The sequence below is a fragment of the Clostridium sp. FP2 genome, assembly GCF_011065955.2.
Taxonomy (GTDB): domain Bacteria; phylum Bacillota; class Clostridia; order Clostridiales; family Clostridiaceae; genus Clostridium_AD; species Clostridium_AD tagluense.
The window spans coordinates 1878359-1901228 of sequence record NZ_JAAMNI020000001.1; the positions used below are offsets into that span (position 1 = coordinate 1878359).

Sequence of the window (22870 nt, forward strand, 5' to 3'; positions counted from 1 at the left end):
GTATGGTTGTATTAGTAGGAGAGAGTGGTTCAGGTAAAGATACTTTAATGAATAAAATAGTAGGATTAACTAATTTAAATCCAGTTGTCAGTTATACTACAAGACCAATAAGAATTAATGAAGTCGAAGGAGTGGCTTATAATTTTATATTAGAAGAAACTTTTCAAGAAATGCTCTTGAATAATTCTTTTGCTGAGACATCTAATTATAGAGGTTGGCACTATGGAATGGCAAAAGAAGATTGTGGAGATGACAGAATTGTAGTAGTTGATCCTTGTGGGCTAAGGTCTCTATTAAGAAGTGGTATCAATATAACATCTTTCTATATATCTGTAGAGGAACGTGAGAGACTGTCAAGACTAGCTAATAGAGGAGATGACATTGCTGAACTATGTAGAAGAATTATCTCTGACAGGGACACATTTAGAGGAATAGAACATGAGGTGGATTGTATTGTTAAAAATGATGATGCTAATATGGCTAAATTTGAAATTGTAGAAGAATTGAAAAGGAGAATGGTATTATGAAGATAGATTTAAGCACAGGAATATATTGTTTTAAACTTACTGAAGATGACTTAACATATAATCTTGGAGCTGATAATGTTATACAAGCAAAAGAGCTATACTTAAAACATATATCAGATATAATTGATGAGTCAATCGACGATGACCTTTGGAGGCTAAGTCAATTAGAGAAATAGCATTAAAAAGTATATTTTATTATAAAAAAAATGATGTAAATGTTTAAATTGAAAGTTTAAATAATGTTCTTTGAAAGCTGAATAGTACGGTAAAGAAATAAAAACTTATACAATTAGATAATTTAGCGATTGATAATATGAAGAATATGGTATAATCTTATATTAGTTAAGTCCAAGCTGTAAAATACTATACATTTATTTTTTATAGAATTAAAAATGATTGAAGATTTTTTTATAGAGAACAACAAATTCAAATTAGTGGAGGAATAAAGATGAGCGATGTAGAAATGAAAATAGCTATTCCTACTGATAACGACGGATTTAGTTTATTACAATGCCCACTTTGTGGTGAGTTTTTTAAACTGATACCTAGTGAAGCTAAAGCCGAAGACGTGATTGAAATCTGGTGTCCTGGCTGTGGATTAAAAAGTGAGAATTATTTGACAGAAAACGTGTTAGAACTTGCTATGAAGATGGCTGGAAATGTAGCAACGGACATGATCTTTAAAGAAATGAAGAAATTGGAGCGTCAGTTTAAATCTGGAGGATTAACTTTTAAGGCGGGTAAGAAACCAAAGCCAAAATCGGAAGATCCTATTATTTCAGGGATTGAAGCATTGGAGATACAAAAGTATGAATGTTGTAAAAGACAGGCCAAAATTATGCCAATAGTAAAATTAAGCGGAAGTTACTGTCCGTTTTGTGGGGTGAATTAGAATGGAAATAAATAAAAAAGATCTAAGAAAGAATAGCAGATCATTTAGAACAATTGCTAATAGAACAATCAACGCACACTTTGAAGAGGCCAATTCAATCCTTAAAATGTTTATTGAGTATATTGATAATAACAATCTTATTTCAAGTTATATTAATAGCATCATTGTTGACGATTTTGATGTGGCTAAAGAAGTGAGTGAAGTTTTATCAAGTTATGGTAGAGCAATTTTCAATACAGGATCATGTGCTGAGGAAGAAATTGTATATACATATAGAATTCTCAAATATATGGTAGAACAAAAGGTTCGTGTTACTTCTGTTGGGATGTCGTATTCACATTCGAATAAATATCAGGATATGGTCAAGGGTTTTGGAGAAAGAGTAATACTTGCATTTGTGAATCATATTGAATCTTATTTAACAGAAATTTCAATAGATATGGGTTATGACGAGGAGGAGAAGTATATGATTACGATAAACGGAGGACAAGTTAATATTGCTAAAGATCAGTCTACGATTAATGCCACACAGAATAATGGTGTAAATCCTGACGAATTAGATAAATTGGTGCAAATTATCAAGACAATGTTGGTAGATGGAATTGAACCTGAAGAACGAGAAATAATCAATGATAATATTGAAGTTATTCAAGAAGAATTAAAAAAAGATATTCCTAAAAAAGGATTTATAAAAACAGCAATTAGTGGTTTGCAAGGTGTATATCCTAAGATATCTGGAGCGGTTCAATTGACGGCAGCAATTACAAATATTATTAGGTTTGCTACAGCTGTATTATAACACTATATTCCAGAGGTGTTTAAAGAATGTTTAAACAGCCTTTGGTTATTATTTATAACAATCATTAGCCGAATAATCCCTTAAAACACCGTATTATTCACAACTGAATTTTACGGTGTTTTTACGTCGCACTTCAAATAAGGAGGACTAACTATGTCATCAGCAGTTGTATCTGATAAGAAATATGAAGAAACAAAATACCGTTACAAGAAAGAGATAGTAGACACATCTGATATTAATATTGTAGTAGGATCTAAAATATTTATAGGAGAAGAATTCTACGGAACTATAGTAAAGGAATCTGAGATATTCTATTATATCCAAACAAGATTTACAGAGGAGCCTGTAGAATTTCAGAAGACTAGTATAATGGATAAGATAGTCAACAAAGTTCTTATCTTAAAGGACTAGTAAGTACACGAAATCTACTCTAAAGTGTCTCTATCGACCTCTCAGAATGGCAAAACATATCTTAAAACTCGTATTTTAAAGGAGGATTATTATTAATGAGTATCAAACCAAATTATATATTCTTTTACACAAGTGAGGGCGCAGTTGACAAGTTGATGGATCAATCTGCATTTCGCTATAACAAACCAACATCTGTTAGAAGGTCAAAAGAAAGTGCTCTTATAAAATATGAGCATTTTGATATAAGATGTATGAGAGCATATTCTAATATAGGAGATAGATTTAGAGGTTATAGAACATGGCAAATATTAGTGGAGGATATATTGTATGATAACTTAACACAAGAAAGCATCGACCATGTTTTGTTGCCTATGATGTGTGTTTACGATATTCTTGGAGGAAGAATTGTAAAAATTGATTTTTTCGATTAAACAAATAAATAATAATATTTAAAAATACCGTTGACAATAAAACAATAATGTTATAGAATAAATGTAGAGGTAAGAAATTGCTTCTACATTTTATTTTATTTAGAGGGGGGAATTATTAATGAGTGAGAAGATCGGGTATGTTGGTAAATACAAAGGACACAAAGTATGGTTTAGCGGCGAGTTTTACTATGCAGAAATCAAAGGTAAAAATTATGTTATTGATGAGGCCAAAGCAGATGCAGATATTATAAGGTGGACACCAGGATGTTAGCGATAAAAATTTTATTCTGTGGTGGAGTCGCTCTCTTAATTGTAAGTTTTATATTATTAATAAAGTCAGGTATTAATAAAAATATGGACAAAATGTTTAAGTGGCTCATTATTCTAAACATAGGGAACATAGTCGTTCAAACATGTAATCTAATACTACAATTAAATAAATAGAGAGGAACGAAATTATGAGAAAAGCGAAGAATGCTAAGAACTCTGATTGCATAAAGAATATAGAAGTTGAGGTTGAGAAGTACAGGAAGAAGAGAGAAGAAAGAATTAAGTTGAGTAGGATTCAAACGGAGAGTGAAGGAACTGGACAGTGTTGGAATACAGAATTTTATAGTAGCAAATAACAATAGAACAATAATATTATAGGAGGGATTCGTATTGAAAGAATTATGGTTAAGAGATTTAAAAAACGTTTATTCAAAAGTAAATAAAAATACCAAGAGGGCAATTTATTATGACAGTAAGAATTGTAATACGATTTTATTTCAGCCTTTAGATGGTACAACCATTGAAAATATTCATAATGGAATAGCAGAGGAACCTTATCAATGGCTAATAAAAGAACTAAACAATAATAAAAATGTAATAGTAGTTTGGTCAGCAATACCTGGAACAACTTCAGATTATACTATTTATTATGATACTAAAATATGCAAATTGAGTATACCTTCGTATAAAGTAATAATGAAAGAATTATCAAAGAGTTGTCCAATACCAATCTGTGGATACAAGTATACAGATGTCAAAGATGGAGTAGCATACAAAATTACCCCGGAAATGATGGGTAGGTGTTAAGGCATGGAAGATATAATTTACTCACCATTGCACGTACATTGTGCCCAAGGTTCTTTCCTAGACTCAACTAACATGCCAGAAACTATTGTTCAAAGATGTATTGACTTAGGTTTAAAGGCTTGTGCTCTCACAGATCACGGTTATACCTGTTCTCTTGTTGACTTCTATGTAGCTTGTAAAGATAAAGATATCAAGCCAATTTTAGGATTAGAAGCTTACTTAACACCAGATGTTGCTATTAAAGATAACACTTCAAGATATGAACATTTAATCCTCTTAGCAAAGGATAATGAAGGCTACAAGAACATCTTAAAGCTCTCTAGCAGAGGTTTCTTGGAAGGAAAATACTATAAACCTAGAATTGACTATGCAATGCTTAAAGAACACTCAAAGGGCATCATAGCTAGTAGTGCCTGTCTTGGTGGAACTATTGCAAAAATGATAATGAGAGAAGAAAGCGATGAAGATATTAAAGAACAAATTAATGTATTCTGTGATATTTTTGAATATTTCTATCTTGAGATACAAGCTGCAGTTAATCCGGAACAAGAATTAGTTAACAAGAAATTAATAGGATTATCACAAGAAATGAATGTATCTTTAATTGTAACAACAGATTCTCATTTCATAACTAAGGATGATTTTGCATCACATGGTACTTTTATAAAAATTAATACTAATAGGGATAATGAATTTTATCAAGATTGTTGGTTAAAAAGTCCTTCTGAAATTATAGAAGTTTTACAATCTCAAGGTATTAGCGAAGAAATTATTAAAGTATCAATGGAGAATACAAATAAAATAGCAGAAATGTGTAATGTTGAAATTGAACAAGGTCATTCATACTTGCCGGATTTCCCAATACCAAAGGAATTTAAGGATGGAGATACTTATTTGAAAGATTTAATAAATCAAGGGTTTATCTCCAGAGGACTAACTAAAAAAACTAATATTAAAGAGTATATTGATAGGGCTTTGTTTGAATTCAATATTATTTCTAAAAAAGGTTATACAGGCTATTTCCTCATAACAGCAGATTTCTTGAAAGAGTGTAGAGATGCTGATATTCCAACTGGCGATGGTCGTGGGAGTGCAGGTGGAAGTCTTGTATGTTTCTGCTTAGGAATTACAAATGTAGATCCTATTGAAGCAGATTTAGATTTCTCCAGGTTTTTAACTATGGAAAGAGTGTCACTACCTGATATAGATAACGATATTGGTAGTTTAGAGAAACCAGCTTCTATAAATATATTAAGAGAAAAATATGGTTATGATAAAGTTGCTCAGATATGTACCTACTTAACAATGCAAGGTAAAAGTACAATCGGTAAAGTAGCTAAAATATATGGTATTCCTTATGTTGAAATTGAAAAAATGAAAAGTAAGATTAATGACAAGGAAACTATAAAAGAGTCATTAGAAAATGAAAGTGGATTAGTTGAATATCAGAAAAAATATCCTGAGATGTTTGAAATGTGTATAAAGTTAGAAGGTCTACCTACAGGAATATCAACTCATGCTGGTGGAGTTGTAATTTGTCCTTCCAATATGGAAATGTCTGATTTCACAGGATTATGCTTAAGCAAGAAAGATGAGATTATAACTCAAAATGAGATGCATAAGATTGAAGATGTAGGCATGGTAAAAATTGATGTTCTTGCAACAGTTGTACTTGATACAATAGATAATGCTTTAGATTTAATCTATGAAGGGAGGAAAATATGAGAGAGAGTTTAAAATTATTAGATGTTACCACATTAAACTTTAATGATAAAAAGACTTGGGACTTAATTAGTAGTGGTCAAACAGATTCAGTATTTCAATTAGAATCAGTAGGTATGAAAGATGTTTGTATGAGGATAAAGCCTGATAATATGGAATCTCTTTGTGCAATACTCGCTCTTTACCGCCCAGATTCAATGCAGGAGCTCGAGCATTATATTAAGAGAAAAAATGGAGAAGAAGAAATAACTTATCTTCATCCTGACTTAGTTCCTATTCTTGAAAAAACTTATGGTTGTATCATCTACCAGGAACAGACAATGCGTATTGCAAAAGTATTTGGTGGATTCTCTGATGGAGAAGCTGATGATCTTAGAAAAGGGTTAGGCAAAAAGGATAAAGCGAAAGTAAAGGCACAAGCAGATAAATTCTACCTCAGAGCTTTGGAAAATGGCTATGAAGAGGATATTTGTAGGAAACTTGCTGACGATATGGCAGACAAGGGCGGTTACTCATTCAATAAATCGCATAGTTACTCTTATGCGGTAACTGCTTATAAGACAGCATATTTAAAGGCCAATTATGATATATTTTATACTTGTTCTCTACTTAATTCTAGCAAAGGTAGTTATGATGATTTATCAAAGTATATAAACATGGGAAGACAGATAGGGTTGTCAATACTTGAACCGGATATAAACCTGTCATCAAATGATTTTTCAATAAGAGCTTGCAATATCTTATTTGGGACAGAGATGATTAAAAATGTAGGTGGAGCCAGCGTACCTATTATTGTAGAGAATAGACCATATACTTCTTTTGAAGAGTTCAACACAAAATGCAACTTAGATACTAGATCAACAACATCACTCATTAAGGGTGGCTGTTTTAACTCTTTCAACAAAGATAAAAAAGAACTGTTGCTCCAGTATTGTAATTTGCTTTATACTCCTAATCAATATAAGGATGCAGTAAGTTTAGCAACTAAGAAAGAATTATTAAAACTAGGTTTGATTGCAGATGACATAGATTTCAAAAATAAAACATTATGTTTACTTAGATATAATAATTATAGAAGGACTAAATATGTTGCTGCTGAAAAGATTAGATATCAAAAACATTTAGATGAGTTTACTGACAAATATATGATAGGCGATGAAGCAGATTTTCAATTTGAAGTATTATCAATGTATCTAACTTTGAATCCATATAAGGATCTTGAGGATATATTAATTCCTTATGATGAAACTGATTTTGGTGAAGCTTTAGTGGCCGGGACAATATCTGCTATACAAGTTAAGACTGATAGAAATGGGAAGAAATTTGGAAGTGTCAGTATCCTTAATCATGAAGGTAAAATAATAGAAGCAGTAGCATGGTCAAGTATATATGTTCAATACACAGAGCAGTTAAAAAAGGGAACCAAGGTTATTTGCAAAGGAAAGAAAAAGGAAAGTGGTTATTCTATTGATGAAGTTAAATTAATTTCACAATGGACAGCAGAAGTGAAAAATAGACAATTAAACAATAACACTATATACAGAGATTTTAAATAAGAGGAGGAAGCTATTATGAAATTATCAATCGGACTCGTTATTTCTTTATTGTTGTCATATATTTGCAACACTTTATACGATGCTTATCCATGTTATTCGATTGCTTTTGCAGGAGGAGCTATCACAGTATTTATGTGCATAGCTTGGTACGAGCTATATGACCGACTATTTAGATAACAATTTAAAACATCAATTTTAAGAGGAGGAAAGTTTATGGATAAGAAAACTGAAAATATTCTGACAAGAGATAGTGTAGCTGAATCAGAAAAAGGATTTGGTGGAAAACATTGGTCGCAATTTAATAATGCTGAAAATTTGATTTCGTTGTTTAATTCAAGAAAAGACAATGAAATCAAAGAAGAACATTTAAAAGTTATTAGAGACACATTCTTTGGAATGTCATGGGACTATTTCAAAAGCTTAATTAAAGAAAAAGGATTCGTTAATGGATATAGCTATGAACTCAATTATAATTCCTACGGCAAAACAACAAAAGAAGAAATCATGATATATTATCATCCGTCAAAAGGTTTAGTTGTCTATGCAGAATCCTATAACAATAAAACTACCGTAAATAGTGGAACTTTGTATGGTGAAATACAATCAAATGATAAAGAAGGCGAAAAAACAATTTGGAAATGGCTATCAACGGGAGGATGCATTAATCAAAATAAACTAATTTATGAAACATCACATGATATTAGGGAAGGATTATTTAGTAAATTAGATACATTGGAATCAGCAGGGAAATTTTTAAATAAATGGACTAATAAGAATAGATTTTTGTGGTTTGTTGATTATGTTGAAAATAAAGTAGAAAGTTATGATTACAAGCAAATAACCAGAGATAAAATAAAAAAATGTCCTAAAGAACTGCAACAGATAATCGGAATATAAGTATATTATGAAATATCAGATTTAAAGGAGGAATCTATGAAACTATTTAAAAAGATATTTGGATACTGTTATCACTGTGAACGGTGGTTCGTATATCCCAAAAGAAGAAGAATGAGCACAGCATATGAGCATGATGAAAGCAATTTCTGTACAGAATGTGAGGAATGCTTTGAGAGGACAGAAGAATATTGGGAAGATATGTGGGACGAGTATAACTCAGAGAGATATTAAAACACATGTTTTATATTAGATAACGATTGACAATTAAACAATACTGTTATAAAAAAGGAGGAACTACTGTGAATCAAGTAATAAAAAATAAGAAAAAGGAAAGATTATTCTGTAAGAAGTATCCAAGGTTATTTGCATTATATTCTTCAAAATTAATAACCAAAAGAAAAGTGGAAATAGCTTGTAAAAAATTAAAAGGAATCTTAACTGAGGATGAGATATCTTACTCAATTCACATGATGGTAGTGTTCAAGGTGAAAAACCATATTCCAAGAGTAGGGAGCAAAGGAGACCAAACAGTGAGATTGTTCAATAAATTAAACATTAAAATTTAGAATCTGTTAAAGACAAATTTTAAAATAAAGAAAGGATGGTATTAAAATGGAAACATTCAAATTATATCAAGAAATACTTAAATTTTTAGAGGTAGGAGACAAACTCTATTTTAGAGGCGAGAAAAGAGGATTTGAAATTAAGGCTCGGAATGAAAGATATCTAATTTGTACTAGGTCATTTAATCCTAAGAAAACTGTCACATATACAATATTGGACTCCGAGGAGTTAATAAATTCAACTAATAACTGTGTATTTAATCCCTATGATTATTCATTACAGAAGGATATAGATGAAAGTTTGATAGATTTAGTTGAGGAAAAATATGAATTGTCTCAAAGACATCAAGTTCACACTCTTGCAGCAATAGACAGATTTAAAAAGAAAGGTGACAAGAGAATAATTGGATTTACAGAGACTGGAGCTCAGGTCTTATGTATTAGTGATACCATAGTCCAAAGAACTTTAGATGAGGCTTATGACGAGTTTAAAAGTAAAATTGATGGAGGAGAGGTTTAAATGAAAGTAAAATGTGTAAATGATTGTTGTGGGGACTTTTGGGACATTACAGTAGGCAAAGAATATGAAGTAATAGAACATATCCCAGAGCATTTAATGTATGTTTCTAGGAATGCAAAAGTAACAGAAGAAAGATATAAAGTTAGAGGAGATAACGGGTGTGAACATTCTTATCCAGTAACTTGTTTTGAAATAGTATCTTAAAAAACGTTCTTTTAAATGAAGAGGAGGAGGATCATTCTATGGCTAAAATAAGTTTTCAGATAGAAGTTGATAGTTCAAAAATAGTTTCTTCAATGGAGCTAGAAGGTCAAGATTTATATTATTTCAACCAAAGAAAAGAAGTAGGTAAGGCTAATTGGATTAGAAGTTATCTGGAGGGAAAAATGAAGATTTCAAATATAGAGGAGGAATAAGCTATGGTGATAGTAGGAGAACAAATATTTATTAGAGTCAAAGGTGACAAAGATTATTATGATAAAGATATTAGAGATTCAAGTTACGAAGAAAGACTAGGTTATTATAATACGTTGAGTAAAGGCCAGGTAGTTAGTATGTTAGAATTATGTATTAAAAATAATATTAAATAAATATTAGGAGGAATTATTAATGAATAAAATTAAAGGATCTTATGTAATCGAAAGCGAAATAAATGGTATGGACTTATTAAAACAAATAGAAAAGGTAGGTAGAACTTGTTATAAATCAGAAGGTAACATAACAGAGGATTCAGCAGTTAAATTTGTTGCAGGACTAATTTCCAGAGGGCATGAAGCAATGATAGAGCACAATTGTATATCTGTAAGGTTCATCTGTGACAGGGGAGTGTCTCATGAGTTAGTAAGACATAGACTAGCTTCATTTGGACAGGAGAGTACAAGATATTGTAATTATTCTAAAGATAAATTTAGTAATCAGATAACAGTAATTGAACCTATATTTTGGGATAAAGAAACTTATGGTTATGAACTTTGGAATACAGCTTGTTTGTTCTCAGAAAAAGCATATTTTAATTTATTAGAGGGTGGAGCATCACCACAAGAAGCAAGAAGTGTTTTACCTAACTCATTAAAAACTGAAATAGTTGTAACTATGAATCTTAGGGAATGGCGTCATTTCTTCAAACTAAGAACTCCTCAAACAGCACACCCTCAAATGAGAGAATTGACAATACCATTACTCGCAGAATTCAAAACATTAATTCCAGTAATTTTTGATGATATTAAAGTAGACTAAGCCTAAACTTTAAAACAATGGATTTAAAGGATATTGGTGGACAATTAGAATAATAGGTTGTGTCTTACCACAGAAGGAGAAAGATTATGAAAATACAAATAAAGAATGAACTCAAAGTAATAGATTATAACTCAATTGAAATTAAGATAGATACATGGGAAGAAGATGAAACGTGGTACTGTATTAAAGGCACGACAAATAGCAAAACGAAGGATATTATAAGATTTAAAGATATAAAAATGTGTAAAAAAGAATATCAAAACATCGTAGAATGCAATGGTGTCTATATTCTAGACCCAAACAAAGAAGGAACAATTCCAACTACAAGAATGCACAATGCTAAATTTTCTAGTTTTATTTTTTAATCTAACAATAGAACAATAATATAAGAGGAGGAATTTTAGTATGAATGATATTAACAAAGAACAGATAGAAGCTCTTGAGGACAGTCTTAGAGGTCATGAACCAGTAGCTGTATCGATGCACATGTCCCAAAAATCGTTCGAGTTCATCACAAGTTCTTTAAGGATTTTAGATAAAGAGAGATATCGCATCGAGCAAGGGATTGAGATAGTAAGTAAAAATAGTTCTCTATTCGATTATCAAGCCAGGGTTATATATCACAATGGAAGTTCTAAAGTAATACCACTAAGAGAGGAGAGATAGCTATGGTTTTTATAGATAAAAAGAAATTCAATATTTACTATGATGTAAATGACATTAGAATCAAATCTCCATTGTTTGAGGTAGATGAATTCCTTGCTCCTATAATATCTACCCTTAATAAAAAGGGTTACAAAACAGAATATTGTTGTAGCGGTCACTTAAACGATATTGATTTTGGAGGGTTTAACACTCCTAATGCTGATTGCTATATTATATTTAAAAAGAATTATTCTATTTTAGATAATCTGCCAAGTGGTTTTTTAGTTGAAACCAATATTAACAGAGATAATAAAGCAATCACAATTAGAAAATATTACACTAAAGAAAATAGGTTCTATGAGATTATGGATACTATGAAGGAATTATATGAATGGGTAAATTCTATCAAGAACAATTAAACAATACTGTTATAAAAGGAGTGGTTTACTATCAACGATGGCAAAGCGTTTGAGCAACAATTCAAAGAAAGTGTGCCTAATGATATTTACTATCTTAGGCTCAAAGACCCAGCATCAAGTTTCGGAGCACAAGAAAATAAGACGTTAAGATTCTCGGTTTCTAACCCATTTGATGTGCTTCTTTTTAGTAATCCTAATCTGTTTACATTGGAGCTTAAAAGCACAAAAGGAACTGCATTTAGTTTCAAAGGTAAAACACCCATGATAAAAAAGAACCAGGTGGATGGATTGACTCATGCTGCAGAGTTTAAGAATGTAGTAGCTGGGTTGATATTTAATATGAGGGAGCCTACGAATAGGACATATTTTCTTAGTATTGAAAAATTTAATAAATTCGTAGAAAGTACAACAAAATCAAGTATTAATGAGAAGGATATTATAGCGGCGGGAGCTATGGAGATTGATTGCAGATTGAAGAAAGTTAAGTATTTATACTATATAAAGGAATTTATTGAAAATGCAAAATTTTGAGGAAGGAATTGTGTTTATGAATAATGGGTTGAATTTAGAAAAAATGATGTTAGATATATTACTAAAAGAAGATTTGATAAATGAATATGAGTATAAAAAGACGTTGGAGGAACTGATGAAAACAAGTAGTAAAAAAAGAAAGTAGTTAAGTATGAATTGGTGCAGGTTTATTGTTAGTGTAATTTTATTGCTTGGTAGTATAGACCAAATAAATATAATAGAACAAAGAGCCTTGATATCCTATTTAAATAATTAAGGCTCTTTGTTCTATTTGTCTTTTAAATTTATTTTATATATATACTTCAAATTTTACATTTGTAAATAGATTCTTGTGATTAGAACACTTAGCAAAGAGTTTTTCAAAATTTACTGTGTATGTCTTAAATTTTACAAACGCATTTATATCGAATAGCCTCTCCAAATAACGTCGGTGCATACCCCTTCATTTTCAGGTGGGTATCCACCACTATAATAATTACTAATATATTTTGTTTTACTCTGAACTTCATTATTAGCACCATTAACAATATCTAATACATCTGCAACTCCATTTTTGTTGTTATCAACTTTTGAAAAATTTTCAGATACCTGAAATTTGGGTTTGAAAATGTTGAAAATATATTCATTAACAAGTTGCTTATATGGAATAAATAAATACACGGAAGTTAGCACTAGAAATATCATTATTAAAATAAAAAGAGATTTTTTTTTCATATTATCACCTTTCTTAAATTTAATAAAATTTTTATGATATGAATAAAATGATTATATACATTTACACTATGTAAATTATATAGGATAAGTATAGCATAATAAGGTTGAATCACCAGTAATTATAAGCTAATTATAACCATTTTTGACTTAACTTCAAGTAGCAAAAAATAAAATTCGTAGCAATTAATTTTATAATAGTCAAAAAACCATATAATGGTATAATAAAGCGCATATAATTAAAATATATAAAATTTAAAGTGCATAGCAGTTAACAAGGGTTATGTGATTATAAAGAATACTGGAGGGGATTATTTTGAATGGTAAATTTTATTTGGGAATTATTTTTATACTAATTGGTATTGGAGCATTATGTAATCAGTTAGGATTTTTTGATTTAGGAAACCTAATATCAACGTGGTGGCCAATTATACTAATAGGCGCTGGAGCAAATCAGTTAAGTAAGAAACCTGTTTCCAAAACTTCAGGAGTTACATTGGTAGTGATTGGTACACTATTTCAAATGCGAGAGCTGCATATTATTACTGTTAGTTTGGTAAGATTTTTTTTGCCTGCCATAATTATAGCTATTGGTGTATCAATGTTAATGCCTAGAACTTTAAAAAAGAAAAATCATGAATTTAGTAAAAGTGAAATTGACCAAGATGTAGTGGATAACTTAGCACTTTTTTCAAGTGTGAAAAGCAGAAATATAGCAAAAAACTTTAGGGGAGGTAGCCTTGTTTCTCTTTTTGGTGGTATTGATATGGATCTTAGGGATGCTTATATTTTAAATGAAGGGGCAAGAATAGATGTTACAGCTGCCTTTGGTGGAGTAAACATAATAGTTCCTCCAGAATGGAAGGTTGAAGTAACTGGTATTCCTATTTTTGGAGGATGGTCTAATAAGACTAGATGTAAAAATTATGTTAATCCAGGGGCACCAGTTTTAAAGGTGCATTGTTTTGTGGCTTTCGGAGGAGTGGATATAAAAAATTTAGATAAGAATAATTAAGTGAATCAAGTCACTCGGTCGAAAATTTCATACTAAAAGTAACTGTGACTTGGGAAAAACAGTATATACTATTCCTCATGGTTGTATATTTATAGGTGGTACGAAGTTGAAATTCATATCTTTATTCTCGTTTTCAAAAAGTTTTATAATTTTATTTATACCAATGTTATACTGATAAACTGTTCTGCTTTTAGCTAGTAATATTAAAGGAATATCTAACTCAATGTTATATTCCGCTTAGGCAATTTAGAAATGGAGTAACTACCTTCTGAATCCGTCATTGTAGGATATCACTTGTAACTACTGCTAAAAGCATTTAACTGGGTAAATCTACTGTTTCTCAAATAAATCTGAGTAAATGCTAGGGGGTTAGCATTTATCATAACTTTGCCATGAATACCACTTTTGTCTTTGTACATATTATTCATTCTATTAAGACTATATAATTGACTCTGGCTATCAAAACTTTTGCTCTCCAGATTATAAACAGTAAATTCTCTAGGAGCTCTTTGCCTTTATCATGTCCTCCTAATGTAATATGAGCTATAAGTCTTTTATAAGATTTGATATAAGCTCCATTCTCAGCCCCATTTTTACTAGCTTTACAATTATATAGACAGTTATTTAAAGTGAAAAATTGCAATGAATTTTCCTCAGTGTTTTAATTTTGCAGAATTCAATGATTGGAATTTTCAGATAAATGCATAATAAAAACAATAATAGAATATTTATAAAAATATTTAGAAAATTGAAATAATTAACTCGTTTTTATTATAAAAATATGCTATATTAATATATAAATATATATAAATGTATATAAATATATATAAATGTATATAAATATATATATTTGCTTAATTTTATAATGGTATCAATGTTTATGGTTTGCAAGTTTTATGGATAATAATTTATTTGCAGTGTTATAGTAAAATGTTTTATGCACAATAATAAGGAGGGCATATTATGAGTAAAGTCGATGACATTAACGATTCAGGAAGCGTGACGTTAAAAAGGGAACTTGGTCTTGCCGCCGCAACTGCTATTGTTGTAGGTAACTGTATAGGGTCAGGAATTTTTACCTCCGCTGCATCTTTGGCTGTTGCAACAAATCCTAAAACCGCTATGATTGCATGGATAATTACAGCTATTGGATCACTTCTAATTGCGTTAAGTTTTGCAAGTTTAGGAACAGCTATGCCAAGAACGGGGGGGCCAATTGTATATACTAGAGCTGCATTTGGTGATTTTGCGGGGTTCTTAATTGCATGGACCTATTGGATAGGTGCTTGGGTTGGAAATGCTGCAATTATAACTGCATTTATGCTTTATTTTACATACTTTGTTCCTGGTGCAACCACTCCAATAATGGCATTTTTAATTACTTCAGCTGTGTTGTGGTTTTTCACCATTGTAAATATTCTTGGTGTAAAAGGAGCAGGTAGGGTCAGTATTATAACAACAGTACTAAAACTGAGTGCTTTAGTAGTATTCGTAGTCATTGCAGGTATGAATTTTAACCCTGCAATGCTTAGTACAGTATCAAGTGCTGAGGTTTCAGGAATGGGTACCTTACCAGCGGCAATTGCAATTGCGCTGTGGGCTTTCGTAGGAATTGAAAGTGCAACAGTTCCTGCAGGTGAGATTAAAGATCCAGAAAAAAATATTAGAAAAAGTACAATATATGGTACTTTAATTGCAGCAGCGGTATATATAATTGTTTCAATAGTTGCTATGGGTGTTTTAGATCAGGCTACATTAGCTAAATCAAAAGCGCCACTTGCGGATATAATTAACGCAGCAACTGGGGGAACTTGGGGTGGAAACTTTATAGCAGTAGGTGCTATAATATCAACACTCGGAGCTACTTCAGGATGGATATTAACCACTGCTAGAAGTGCATATGGTGCTTCTCAGGATAAATTGTTTCCGAAAGTATTTGGAGAAATACATCCCAAATATAAGACTCCTGTTGCTTCACTTGTAATAAGTGGTGTTGCGGCTAATATACTTCTTATATTAAATTATGTGGGGTCATTAAATGCAGCATTTAATTTTATGATATTACTTGCTACCTTGGCATTCTTGCCTGCTTATTCTTTTTGTGCAGCAGCAGATATAGTGCTTTTAAAGAAACATTCACCAGATTTTAATGTTTTTAATTTCTTAAAGAATTCATTTGTAGCATTGCTGGCTTTTGCATATTCTATATATGCAATTTACGGAACAGGTGCACAGGTTGTAATGTATGGGTTTATACTTATGTTAGTAGGTATACCAGTCTATTTATATATGATGCTCCAAAATAATAAAAAAGACAAAAACGTTGATGAACTAAGAAAGAAAATGCTAGGCTAGGTGATCGATAAGTGCTCAGTTATAAATAGTGGTTAAATGGGACCGCCAATTGTAATTGATGAAATTGCAAGGTTGTTTTATAATATATATAATTATTAGTATTTTATGGTGAATACATTATAATCCCTCTTTACTAGTAACTATAAACTTTGATATGAGTTCAAATTTTGTGGTATACTTTAATAAGGCTAGAATTAGGAGGCAAAACAATGGGAAATATATTGATGTATTCAAAAAAGCAATTAGACAAAACACTAAAAAATTTCGCAAAAAATCAAAAATTAGGGTCTAATGACACAGCTGAGTGGATAAGACTCATAAATGATTTTATATATGAATTTGGTTTAAAGTCTGAGGTTAATGAAGAGGATAAGCTTTCAATAACCACCAATAAAGAAGAGCAAGTTGTTATTGAAAAAATGATGTATGTACTAGAAGGTACAAAAACTTCTTTGACATATATTTTTGATGGTAATATTACTTATATAGAAGAGTAAGCAAAAAAAAGTACGAAATATTTTTATTCGTACTTTTTTTTATGGAATACATAGTTATAAAATTTGCTTGTTCTCAGTTCTTTTATTCATAAAATCTCCCAATAATATATTTATTAAAGCTATAGTTGGGACGCCAAGTAGCATTCCTGTAATTCCGAAAAGCCCTCCTCCGAGAACAATCCCTAGTATTATAAGTAGTGGACTAAGACCTACCTTATCTCCAATAATTTTTGGAGATATAAACCATCCATCGATATTACTTAAAGTTACAACAAATAATATTAGCTCTAAAGATTTTATTGGACTAAAGAATAGTGTTATTGTAACAGCAGGTATCATTCCTATGATATTTCCAAAATAAGGTATCATATTTGTTACTGCTATTACTAAACTAAAAGGCAACGCATAAGGTATTTTTAATATCATAAATCCTATAAAAGTAATAGCACCAAAAATAATAGAGTCAATTATTTTTCCGACAAAATATTTTTTGAAAATAGTATTAGCTATTTTCCCGAAATCAACTACTTTAAGAGCATGGGATTCATTTAAAAAAGAATAAATGAATTTTTTAATATTAAAAATAATGGATTCTTTATCAATTAAATAATAAACTGAAATTACTATGCCAGACATTAACTTCATAAAAAAAGAACTTAAACCTTTTAAGTTATCAATTAGAAGCTGTAAACCTGGGGTGAAATATGCTGATATATCTTTATTAAAAGTAGTAAGGTAATTTTTCAAGTAAGATGTAAGATTAAGTTTGTTTAATAGTTTATTTTCAACTATAAAATCAGTAGACCCTTTAATTGACTTATCTGCTAATTGAGGAATATTATTAAATAAATCAACAACACTTTTAATAACATTAGGAGCAAGCAATAATATTGTTAATAACATTATACCTATAAATATTGTATAAATTATACTTATGCTATAAAATCTTTTTATTTTAGTTTCTTTTTCAATGTATACCATAAGTGGATTAAGTAAATAAGCTATAACAAAACCCCAAATAAAATAACTAAGTAGTGAATTTATTTTTTGAAACATTGAACCTATATTTTCAATGTTACTTATTATTCTAAAAAGAAGAAAAGTGATTATAATAATAGGGATAAGCTGTATGTAGGGTATCTTTTTATACCGAATCAATATAATTCCTCCAATCAATATCTATAAATATAAGTATAGCAGTTTGTAAAAAATAATTGAAGAGTTTTATTAGCAAAAATTAAAAGTTTTTACCAAAATGATAAAATAATGAATAACTTCTCTTTGCTATTATGTGCTATAATGTAAATATGTTTTAATTACTAATGTTACCTTTTGAGTAATGACGCTGGTTTTTTTTATTTGATTATAAAAATAAAATAATATAATATAAAAATTATTATCGGTAACATATGTATGCAAAAGAATAAGCAAAAGGCTATATAAGCCAAAGAATGGCTTTATAAGCCAAGAGGAGTGTATTATTATTATGGAAAAAGTTATTTTAGATGCATTTGAAAGAATTCCAGGAAATAAAAAATTTAAAGAAGACGGTTTTATTGCAGGTGTAATTTATGGTGATAACATCGAAGAAGCAATATCTGTAAAAATTGAATTAATGCCATTAAAAAAGATTCTTGGAAAACACGGTTCTAATGCGAAAGTATGGGTTAAATACGGAGAGGATAAGAAATTTGGATTTATAAAAGAAATCCAAAGACATCCTGTAACAGCAATAATTAACCATGTAGATATTCAAGTTGTTTCTCTAGATCATGAAATAAAATTACAATTACCTTTATCTTTCAAGGGAGAAGCTAATCTTATAGACAATTTACTTGAGTTAAACATTCATAAATCTGAAATAGATGTTTTTGGAAACATGGCTTTAATGCCTGATGGAGTAAGCGTTGATGTATCAGGTAAAAAACTTGGAGATACAATTACAATAAAAGACTTTGATTTAGATGCGAAAATAAAAGTTACTGATGAAGAAGATCAAATTTACGCAGCTATAGTAGCAAGAAAAGAACAAGTTGAAGAAGAAACTACTGATGAAACAGTAGTTGCTGCTGAACCTGTAGTTGAAGCTTAAGAAAATAAGAATTATATAGTATAGGGTATATAAGAATGTTGATGAGAACTGAGTTTTCATCAACATTCTTATTTTTTTGTTGATTTATGATAGATTAATCAGGGAAAAGCTTATTTTATATACAATATTATTCAAATATACAGTGAAAATCCATTTTACCTATAAACAATTCACAAAAGCAGTCGATAATATAATTTGGGATTGTATTTTATTAAAATGTTTTGTAACAATAATGAAACAATTTATAATAATTTACAAATATACAAGGGGGGATTATTTTGAAAAATAAGATTAGCACTAAAATAATTATTGCTATAGTAAGTTGTTCAATTTTAGTATCAGCAATGGTGGGAATTACAAGTATTTTGAAATCCACAAGTATAATTAAGCAGGAAGCCACAGATAAATTATTAAATATAGCTTCTAGTAGAGGAAATGAATATACAATACAGACTACGAAGGTTGAAAACACAGTAAAGGAGTTATCTGGACTAGTTTTGGGGACAATAGAAGCTTCTAAGTTTAAAGACCCTAAATATATAAGTGTATACGAAAAACAGCTGGGTTCACTAATGAAGACTTTAGGGGATAGTAATAATGGTCTTATAGGGTTATATATGATTTTTAATCCTAAATTTACTGGTAGTAGTGAATCTTACTGTGTGAATTACTTATATGACGAAGGAAAAAAACAAAGCGCAGTGACTAATGACATGTTAAAAGTAGGCCGATTTGAAGAAGGTAATGCAGCTATAATTAGTAGTAAGATAGGGATGTGGTTAAATCCTTACATAGACAAAGATAGTAAAATAAATATGGTATCCTATACTATGCCAGTTTATGCTAATAATGAGTTAGTTGGAGTTGCAGGTATGGATATTTCCTTTGAAAGTCTAAAAAAGATGATTTTAAGCACAAAGATATATGATACTGGTTCTGCATTTTTGCTAGATAAGGATTATAGCTTTATAGTTGGTAGTAGCAAAAAAAATACTGATAAATTAGATACATTAGAAAATGGGAAATATAAATTTATAACTGATGAATTAAAAAATAAAAAAACAATGGTACTAGAGACAAAGTTCGAAGGACGCACCCAGATGATGGGTTATTACACTTTGAATAATGGTCAAATTATGGGTGTAAAAGTTCCTAGCTCAGAAGTCTTGAAAAATTTAAATAATTTAAGATATATTATTGTTTTAATTATAGCGCTAGGAATTATTGGTTCAATAATTATTGCATTATTTATTGGCAGAAGAATATCAAGACCTATAGAAGTTGCAACAGGGTTTATAGGTAAATTAGCTAAGCTAGACTTAACTTATAATGATAAGAACATTAACCAAATGCTCTTAAGCAAAGATGAAATAGGTGTTATGGGAAAGGGTTTAATAGAACTAAGGGAAGAATTAATAAAGGTTGTTTACGAATTAAAGAAGGATTCTGCTGGTTTATTACAATATTCAAATACTATTTCAGCTAATGCGGAGGAAACATCAGTTTCTATTACTGTTGTGGCGCAAACTGTTGAAGAATTAGCTAAAGGATCAGTTGAACAAGCAAAAGAGGCACAAGATGGTTCATATAAACTGAGCATACTTGCAGGTGAGATAGAAGAAGTTGTGGTAAGTAGTAATAGTCTTAAAGAATATTCAATAGAAATGGAAAAAATGCAAGATAAGGGAAGTAAAGCGATTAAGGAACTTAATGTAAAACTCGAACTAAATGTACATGCTACTGAAAAAGTTGCTGATAATATAGATGAATTATCAAATAAATCAAGCTTAATAGGGGAAATTATAAGTACTATTCAATCGATTGCAAGTCAGACAAATCTATTAGCTTTAAATGCTGCAATTGAAGCAGCAAGAGCAGGTGAGAGTGGGAAAGGGTTTGCAGTGGTAGCAGAGGAAATTAGAAAGCTTGCAGAAAAAACAGCTACATCTACACAAGAAATAGATGAAATAGTAAAGCAAATTCAAGGCGAAATAAGTTTAGGAAAAAACAATATGGATGAAGCTAAAAATACTGTTAAACAAGCAAGTAGTGTAATGATAACATCCATAGAAGCTTTTGATGTTATTGGAGAAGGAATATATAATATTAAATCAAAAATACAGTGCATTGCGTCTAGTATGAATACAGTAGATAGTGGAAAAGATGATATAGTCGACGCTATTCAAGGTATATCCGCAATAACGGAGCAAGCTGCAGCATCTACGGAGGAAGTGGCAGCAACCATGGAAGAGCAAGAAGCTGCAATTAAAAATGTATCGGAAACCGTAGAAGAATTAAAAGAATTAGCAGTTGTATTAGATAAAATAGTTGGTAAATTTACAATATGAAATAAAACAATTATTAATTTCAATAGATTAACGCACTTAAATTTATTTAAGTGCGTTTTTAATTTACTGTGCAAATTTTATGGATTAATGATAGAATAGTATTTGTCGTTTATTTTTTGTTTACATTGAATATAGGCATTAATCATAATAAGGGAAGTGACATAAAGGATGGAATCGAAAAAAACGAGTATAGTCATTGCATTAATGGTGTCAATGTTTCTCGCCGCTGTAGAGGGGACAGTAATAACTACTGCCATACCAACTATAGTTAAAGAATTAAATGGGTTTGAGCTTATAAGTTGGGTTTTTGCTGCTTATCTATTGACATCAGCTATTTCAACACCTATATATGGAAAATTATCTGATTTATATGGGAGGAAAAACATTCTTTCAATTGGAATAATAATTTTTTTACTGGGGAGTTGTCTTTGTGGAATATCACAAAGCATGTATCAGCTTATAGCATTTCGTGCAGTTCAAGGATTGGGCGCGGGAGCAATATTTACAGTTACTCATACCATAGCGGGTGATGTTTTTACTTCTGAAGAAAAACCAAAGGTTCAAGGCTGGTTAAGTACAGCATGGGGAATAGCTAGTTTAACTGGGCCCTTTTTAGGTGGTTTTTTAATAGAAAATCTTTCATGGAATTGGATTTTCTTTATAAACCTACCTTTTGGAATAATATCAATAGTACTTTTACAAAAAAACCTAATTGAAACTTTTGAGAGGAAGAAACATAAAATAGATTATGCAGGTACTTTATTATTCTCCCTTGCAATTCTAACGTTTTTATTGGGAAGTTTATCCGGTAGAAAAAATAATATTATAATATCTTTAATAGTTACAATTGCATTACTCATTATATTTTATTATGTGGAAAAAAGGGCGGAGGAGCCTATTATACCTTTTGAAATTTTCACAAAAACTAGTAGTATTGTGAATATAATATGCTTTTTAACCGCAGGAATTTTAATAGGAGTAGAGGTTTACTTACCTATATATATGCAGAATGTTTTAGGTTTTGGGGCTACAGCTTCTGGAGTTTCTATGGCACCTATGTCTATTTCATGGCTATTATCTTCATTTATTTTGTCTAAAGCTATCCCTAAATATGGTGAAAGAATGGTCATTGGTATATCCACTTTAATTTTGATTATTAGTTGTGGATTTTTAACTACTTTAAATACTAAGTCTCCATTAATATCAGTTATAGTTTATGGGTTTATCATGGGCTTTGGTTTTGGAGGAGCTTTTACAACATTAACAATAATGGCGCAAGAGTCTGTAGGATATAGCAAAAGAGGCGCTGCCACAGCAGTAAATGCACTAGTATGTACATTAGGTCAAACTATAGGCGTAAGTATTTTTGGAATCATATTAAATAATAACATAGTTAGATATTTTAATAATTTAGGAATAAGCGGGATTCAACCAAACAATTTATATTCTGAGTCAGCTTTGAACAGTGGAGTAAGTTTGAAGCAAATAAAATTATCTTTAAATTCAGGGCTTCATGTAGTATTTATAGCATTTATCATAATTGCTGTAGTTTCATTGATACTTTCTTTTAAATTTAACGCAAATTCAAAAGATGGTATTTTAGAATAAAAAATTTACTCCTGAATA

32 protein-coding genes are annotated in these 22870 nt (G+C 30.3%); 30 read left to right on the top strand and 2 right to left on the bottom strand.

Features of this window, described 5'->3' with window-relative positions; genetic code table 11:
* The first annotated feature begins 2 nt into the window (after window positions 1–2).
* The 24 genes from G9F71_RS08885 to G9F71_RS27245 all read left to right on the top strand — a co-directional run bounded on the left by G9F71_RS08885 (window position 3) and on the right by G9F71_RS27245 (window position 12371).
* Window positions 3–527 (top strand): hypothetical protein, encoded by a 525-nt coding sequence (locus tag G9F71_RS08885; protein ID WP_164948897.1) that lies wholly within the window; start codon window positions 3–5, stop codon window positions 525–527.
* Window positions 524–703, top strand: a complete 180-nt coding sequence (locus G9F71_RS08890; protein WP_164948898.1) for a hypothetical protein — start codon at window positions 524–526, stop codon at window positions 701–703. Before G9F71_RS08885 ends, G9F71_RS08890 begins: the two co-directional genes overlap by 4 nt.
* 272 nt (window positions 704–975) lie before the next feature.
* On the top strand, window positions 976–1419 hold the full coding sequence (locus G9F71_RS08895; RefSeq protein WP_164948899.1) for a TFIIB-type zinc ribbon-containing protein: 444 nt from the start codon (window positions 976–978) through the stop codon (window positions 1417–1419).
* A 1-nt stretch (window position 1420) separates the two neighbouring features.
* The gene (locus G9F71_RS08900) at window positions 1421–2218 is read left to right on the top strand and encodes a hypothetical protein (protein WP_164948900.1); all 798 of its coding nucleotides are present in this window, start codon (window positions 1421–1423) and stop codon (window positions 2216–2218) included.
* Between the two features lie 153 nt (window positions 2219–2371).
* Complete coding sequence (locus G9F71_RS08905) at window positions 2372–2629, top strand: hypothetical protein (protein ID WP_164948901.1); 258 nt, start codon at window positions 2372–2374, stop codon at window positions 2627–2629.
* Window positions 2630–2724: 95 nt separating this feature from the next.
* Window positions 2725–3060, top strand: a complete 336-nt coding sequence (locus G9F71_RS08910) for a hypothetical protein (protein ID WP_164948902.1) — start codon at window positions 2725–2727, stop codon at window positions 3058–3060.
* 118 nt (window positions 3061–3178) lie between these two features.
* Entirely contained in the window at window positions 3179–3331 is a 153-nt protein-coding gene (locus tag G9F71_RS08915; protein WP_164948903.1) for a hypothetical protein, read from the top strand.
* A gap of 187 nt (window positions 3332–3518) precedes the next feature.
* Window positions 3519–3686 carry a hypothetical protein gene (locus G9F71_RS08920; RefSeq protein WP_164948904.1) on the top strand — a complete coding sequence of 56 codons (168 nt, stop codon included), beginning with the start codon at window positions 3519–3521 and terminating at the stop codon, window positions 3684–3686.
* Window positions 3687–3720: 34 nt separating this feature from the next.
* On the top strand, window positions 3721–4137 hold the full coding sequence (locus tag G9F71_RS08925; protein WP_164948905.1) for a hypothetical protein: 417 nt from the start codon (window positions 3721–3723) through the stop codon (window positions 4135–4137).
* A 3-nt stretch (window positions 4138–4140) separates the two neighbouring features.
* The gene (gene dnaE, locus G9F71_RS08930) at window positions 4141–5862 is read left to right on the top strand and encodes a DNA polymerase III subunit alpha (protein WP_164948906.1); all 1722 of its coding nucleotides are present in this window, start codon (window positions 4141–4143) and stop codon (window positions 5860–5862) included.
* Window positions 5859–7415 carry an OB-fold nucleic acid binding domain-containing protein gene (locus G9F71_RS08935; RefSeq protein WP_164948907.1) on the top strand — a complete coding sequence of 519 codons (1557 nt, stop codon included), beginning with the start codon at window positions 5859–5861 and terminating at the stop codon, window positions 7413–7415. The genes dnaE and G9F71_RS08935 overlap by 4 nt, the downstream gene beginning before the upstream one ends.
* Window positions 7416–7628: 213 nt before the next feature.
* Window positions 7629–8312 carry a hypothetical protein gene (locus tag G9F71_RS08940; protein WP_164948908.1) on the top strand — a complete coding sequence of 228 codons (684 nt, stop codon included), beginning with the start codon at window positions 7629–7631 and terminating at the stop codon, window positions 8310–8312.
* A 36-nt stretch (window positions 8313–8348) separates the two neighbouring features.
* On the top strand, window positions 8349–8543 hold the full coding sequence (locus G9F71_RS08945) for a hypothetical protein (protein ID WP_164948909.1): 195 nt from the start codon (window positions 8349–8351) through the stop codon (window positions 8541–8543).
* Window positions 8544–8611: 68 nt separating this feature from the next.
* Window positions 8612–8878, top strand: a complete 267-nt coding sequence (locus G9F71_RS08950) for a hypothetical protein (protein ID WP_164948910.1) — start codon at window positions 8612–8614, stop codon at window positions 8876–8878.
* A 46-nt stretch (window positions 8879–8924) separates the two neighbouring features.
* Window positions 8925–9395 carry a hypothetical protein gene (locus G9F71_RS08955; RefSeq protein ID WP_164948911.1) on the top strand — a complete coding sequence of 157 codons (471 nt, stop codon included), beginning with the start codon at window positions 8925–8927 and terminating at the stop codon, window positions 9393–9395.
* On the top strand, window positions 9396–9599 hold the full coding sequence (locus tag G9F71_RS08960; RefSeq protein WP_164948912.1) for a hypothetical protein: 204 nt from the start codon (window positions 9396–9398) through the stop codon (window positions 9597–9599).
* Between the two features lie 38 nt (window positions 9600–9637).
* Complete coding sequence (locus G9F71_RS08965; RefSeq protein ID WP_164948913.1) at window positions 9638–9811, top strand: hypothetical protein; 174 nt, start codon at window positions 9638–9640, stop codon at window positions 9809–9811.
* Window positions 9812–9814: 3 nt separating this feature from the next.
* On the top strand, window positions 9815–9985 hold the full coding sequence (locus G9F71_RS08970; protein ID WP_164948914.1) for a hypothetical protein: 171 nt from the start codon (window positions 9815–9817) through the stop codon (window positions 9983–9985).
* Between the two features lie 19 nt (window positions 9986–10004).
* Window positions 10005–10631 carry an FAD-dependent thymidylate synthase gene (gene thyX, locus G9F71_RS08975; protein ID WP_164948915.1) on the top strand — a complete coding sequence of 209 codons (627 nt, stop codon included), beginning with the start codon at window positions 10005–10007 and terminating at the stop codon, window positions 10629–10631.
* Window positions 10632–10717: 86 nt separating this feature from the next.
* Window positions 10718–10996: a hypothetical protein gene (locus G9F71_RS08980; protein ID WP_164948916.1), complete on the top strand. Its 279-nt coding sequence runs from the start codon at window positions 10718–10720 to the stop codon at window positions 10994–10996.
* A gap of 40 nt (window positions 10997–11036) precedes the next feature.
* A complete protein-coding gene (locus tag G9F71_RS08985) occupies window positions 11037–11297 on the top strand; it encodes a hypothetical protein (protein WP_164948917.1) in 261 nt (86 codons plus the stop codon).
* A 2-nt stretch (window positions 11298–11299) separates the two neighbouring features.
* On the top strand, window positions 11300–11695 hold the full coding sequence (locus tag G9F71_RS08990; protein WP_164948918.1) for a hypothetical protein: 396 nt from the start codon (window positions 11300–11302) through the stop codon (window positions 11693–11695).
* Window positions 11696–11767: 72 nt separating this feature from the next.
* A complete protein-coding gene (locus tag G9F71_RS08995) occupies window positions 11768–12226 on the top strand; it encodes a hypothetical protein (RefSeq protein WP_164948919.1) in 459 nt (152 codons plus the stop codon).
* A 16-nt stretch (window positions 12227–12242) separates the two neighbouring features.
* A complete protein-coding gene (locus G9F71_RS27245) occupies window positions 12243–12371 on the top strand; it encodes a hypothetical protein (protein ID WP_263488198.1) in 129 nt (42 codons plus the stop codon).
* Window positions 12372–12625: 254 nt separating this feature from the next.
* Here the strand turns inward: G9F71_RS27245 and G9F71_RS09000 are convergent, their stop codons facing one another.
* Entirely contained in the window at window positions 12626–12940 is a 315-nt protein-coding gene (locus G9F71_RS09000) for a DUF1287 domain-containing protein (protein ID WP_164948920.1), read from the bottom strand.
* A gap of 313 nt (window positions 12941–13253) precedes the next feature.
* On the opposite strand from G9F71_RS09000, the gene G9F71_RS09005 reads away from it, so the two are divergent.
* The 3 genes from G9F71_RS09005 to G9F71_RS09015 all read left to right on the top strand — a co-directional run bounded on the left by G9F71_RS09005 (window position 13254) and on the right by G9F71_RS09015 (window position 16804).
* Window positions 13254–13952: a LiaF transmembrane domain-containing protein gene (locus G9F71_RS09005; protein ID WP_164948921.1), complete on the top strand. Its 699-nt coding sequence runs from the start codon at window positions 13254–13256 to the stop codon at window positions 13950–13952.
* A 963-nt stretch (window positions 13953–14915) separates the two neighbouring features.
* Window positions 14916–16307, top strand: coding sequence for an amino acid permease (locus G9F71_RS09010; RefSeq protein WP_164948922.1), 1392 nt, complete (start codon window positions 14916–14918; stop codon window positions 16305–16307).
* Window positions 16308–16516: 209 nt separating this feature from the next.
* Window positions 16517–16804, top strand: coding sequence for a hypothetical protein (locus tag G9F71_RS09015; RefSeq protein WP_124999728.1), 288 nt, complete (start codon window positions 16517–16519; stop codon window positions 16802–16804).
* Window positions 16805–16858: 54 nt separating this feature from the next.
* Here the strand turns inward: G9F71_RS09015 and G9F71_RS09020 are convergent, their stop codons facing one another.
* Entirely contained in the window at window positions 16859–17962 is a 1104-nt protein-coding gene (locus tag G9F71_RS09020; protein WP_164948923.1) for an AI-2E family transporter, read from the bottom strand.
* A 328-nt stretch (window positions 17963–18290) separates the two neighbouring features.
* On the opposite strand from G9F71_RS09020, the gene G9F71_RS09025 reads away from it, so the two are divergent.
* From G9F71_RS09025 to G9F71_RS09035, 3 genes are all read left to right on the top strand, one after another.
* On the top strand, window positions 18291–18896 hold the full coding sequence (locus G9F71_RS09025) for a 50S ribosomal protein L25 (protein ID WP_164948924.1): 606 nt from the start codon (window positions 18291–18293) through the stop codon (window positions 18894–18896).
* Window positions 18897–19174: 278 nt separating this feature from the next.
* Window positions 19175–21244 (top strand): methyl-accepting chemotaxis protein, encoded by a 2070-nt coding sequence (locus G9F71_RS09030; protein WP_164948925.1) that lies wholly within the window; start codon window positions 19175–19177, stop codon window positions 21242–21244.
* 168 nt (window positions 21245–21412) lie between these two features.
* Window positions 21413–22852, top strand: coding sequence for an MDR family MFS transporter (locus G9F71_RS09035; RefSeq protein WP_164948926.1), 1440 nt, complete (start codon window positions 21413–21415; stop codon window positions 22850–22852).
* The last annotated feature ends 18 nt before the right edge of the window (window positions 22853–22870 follow it).

Coding starts and splice junctions, on each gene's coding strand:
- G9F71_RS08980 (WP_164948916.1), top strand. CDS start 10,718: ATGAAAATACAAATAAAGAATGAACTCAAAGTAATAGATTATAACTCA.
- G9F71_RS08915 (WP_164948903.1), top strand. CDS start 3,179: ATGAGTGAGAAGATCGGGTATGTTGGTAAATACAAAGGACACAAAGTA.
- G9F71_RS08985 (WP_164948917.1), top strand. CDS start 11,037: ATGAATGATATTAACAAAGAACAGATAGAAGCTCTTGAGGACAGTCTT.
- G9F71_RS08935 (WP_164948907.1), top strand. CDS start 5,859: ATGAGAGAGAGTTTAAAATTATTAGATGTTACCACATTAAACTTTAAT.
- G9F71_RS09035 (WP_164948926.1), top strand. CDS start 21,413: ATGGAATCGAAAAAAACGAGTATAGTCATTGCATTAATGGTGTCAATG.
- G9F71_RS09015 (WP_124999728.1), top strand. CDS start 16,517: ATGGGAAATATATTGATGTATTCAAAAAAGCAATTAGACAAAACACTA.
- G9F71_RS08920 (WP_164948904.1), top strand. CDS start 3,519: ATGAGAAAAGCGAAGAATGCTAAGAACTCTGATTGCATAAAGAATATA.
- G9F71_RS09000 (WP_164948920.1), bottom strand. CDS start 12,940: ATGAAAAAAAAATCTCTTTTTATTTTAATAATGATATTTCTAGTGCTA.
- G9F71_RS08940 (WP_164948908.1), top strand. CDS start 7,629: ATGGATAAGAAAACTGAAAATATTCTGACAAGAGATAGTGTAGCTGAA.
- G9F71_RS08900 (WP_164948900.1), top strand. CDS start 1,421: ATGGAAATAAATAAAAAAGATCTAAGAAAGAATAGCAGATCATTTAGA.
- G9F71_RS08960 (WP_164948912.1), top strand. CDS start 9,396: ATGAAAGTAAAATGTGTAAATGATTGTTGTGGGGACTTTTGGGACATT.
- G9F71_RS08895 (WP_164948899.1), top strand. CDS start 976: ATGAGCGATGTAGAAATGAAAATAGCTATTCCTACTGATAACGACGGA.
- thyX (WP_164948915.1), top strand. CDS start 10,005: ATGAATAAAATTAAAGGATCTTATGTAATCGAAAGCGAAATAAATGGT.
- G9F71_RS08955 (WP_164948911.1), top strand. CDS start 8,925: ATGGAAACATTCAAATTATATCAAGAAATACTTAAATTTTTAGAGGTA.
- G9F71_RS08965 (WP_164948913.1), top strand. CDS start 9,638: ATGGCTAAAATAAGTTTTCAGATAGAAGTTGATAGTTCAAAAATAGTT.
- G9F71_RS08905 (WP_164948901.1), top strand. CDS start 2,372: ATGTCATCAGCAGTTGTATCTGATAAGAAATATGAAGAAACAAAATAC.
- G9F71_RS08885 (WP_164948897.1), top strand. CDS start 3: ATGGTTGTATTAGTAGGAGAGAGTGGTTCAGGTAAAGATACTTTAATG.
- G9F71_RS08890 (WP_164948898.1), top strand. CDS start 524: ATGAAGATAGATTTAAGCACAGGAATATATTGTTTTAAACTTACTGAA.
- G9F71_RS08910 (WP_164948902.1), top strand. CDS start 2,725: ATGAGTATCAAACCAAATTATATATTCTTTTACACAAGTGAGGGCGCA.
- G9F71_RS08990 (WP_164948918.1), top strand. CDS start 11,300: ATGGTTTTTATAGATAAAAAGAAATTCAATATTTACTATGATGTAAAT.
- G9F71_RS09025 (WP_164948924.1), top strand. CDS start 18,291: ATGGAAAAAGTTATTTTAGATGCATTTGAAAGAATTCCAGGAAATAAA.
- G9F71_RS08970 (WP_164948914.1), top strand. CDS start 9,815: ATGGTGATAGTAGGAGAACAAATATTTATTAGAGTCAAAGGTGACAAA.
- G9F71_RS09010 (WP_164948922.1), top strand. CDS start 14,916: ATGAGTAAAGTCGATGACATTAACGATTCAGGAAGCGTGACGTTAAAA.
- G9F71_RS08945 (WP_164948909.1), top strand. CDS start 8,349: ATGAAACTATTTAAAAAGATATTTGGATACTGTTATCACTGTGAACGG.
- G9F71_RS27245 (WP_263488198.1), top strand. CDS start 12,243: ATGAATAATGGGTTGAATTTAGAAAAAATGATGTTAGATATATTACTA.
- dnaE (WP_164948906.1), top strand. CDS start 4,141: ATGGAAGATATAATTTACTCACCATTGCACGTACATTGTGCCCAAGGT.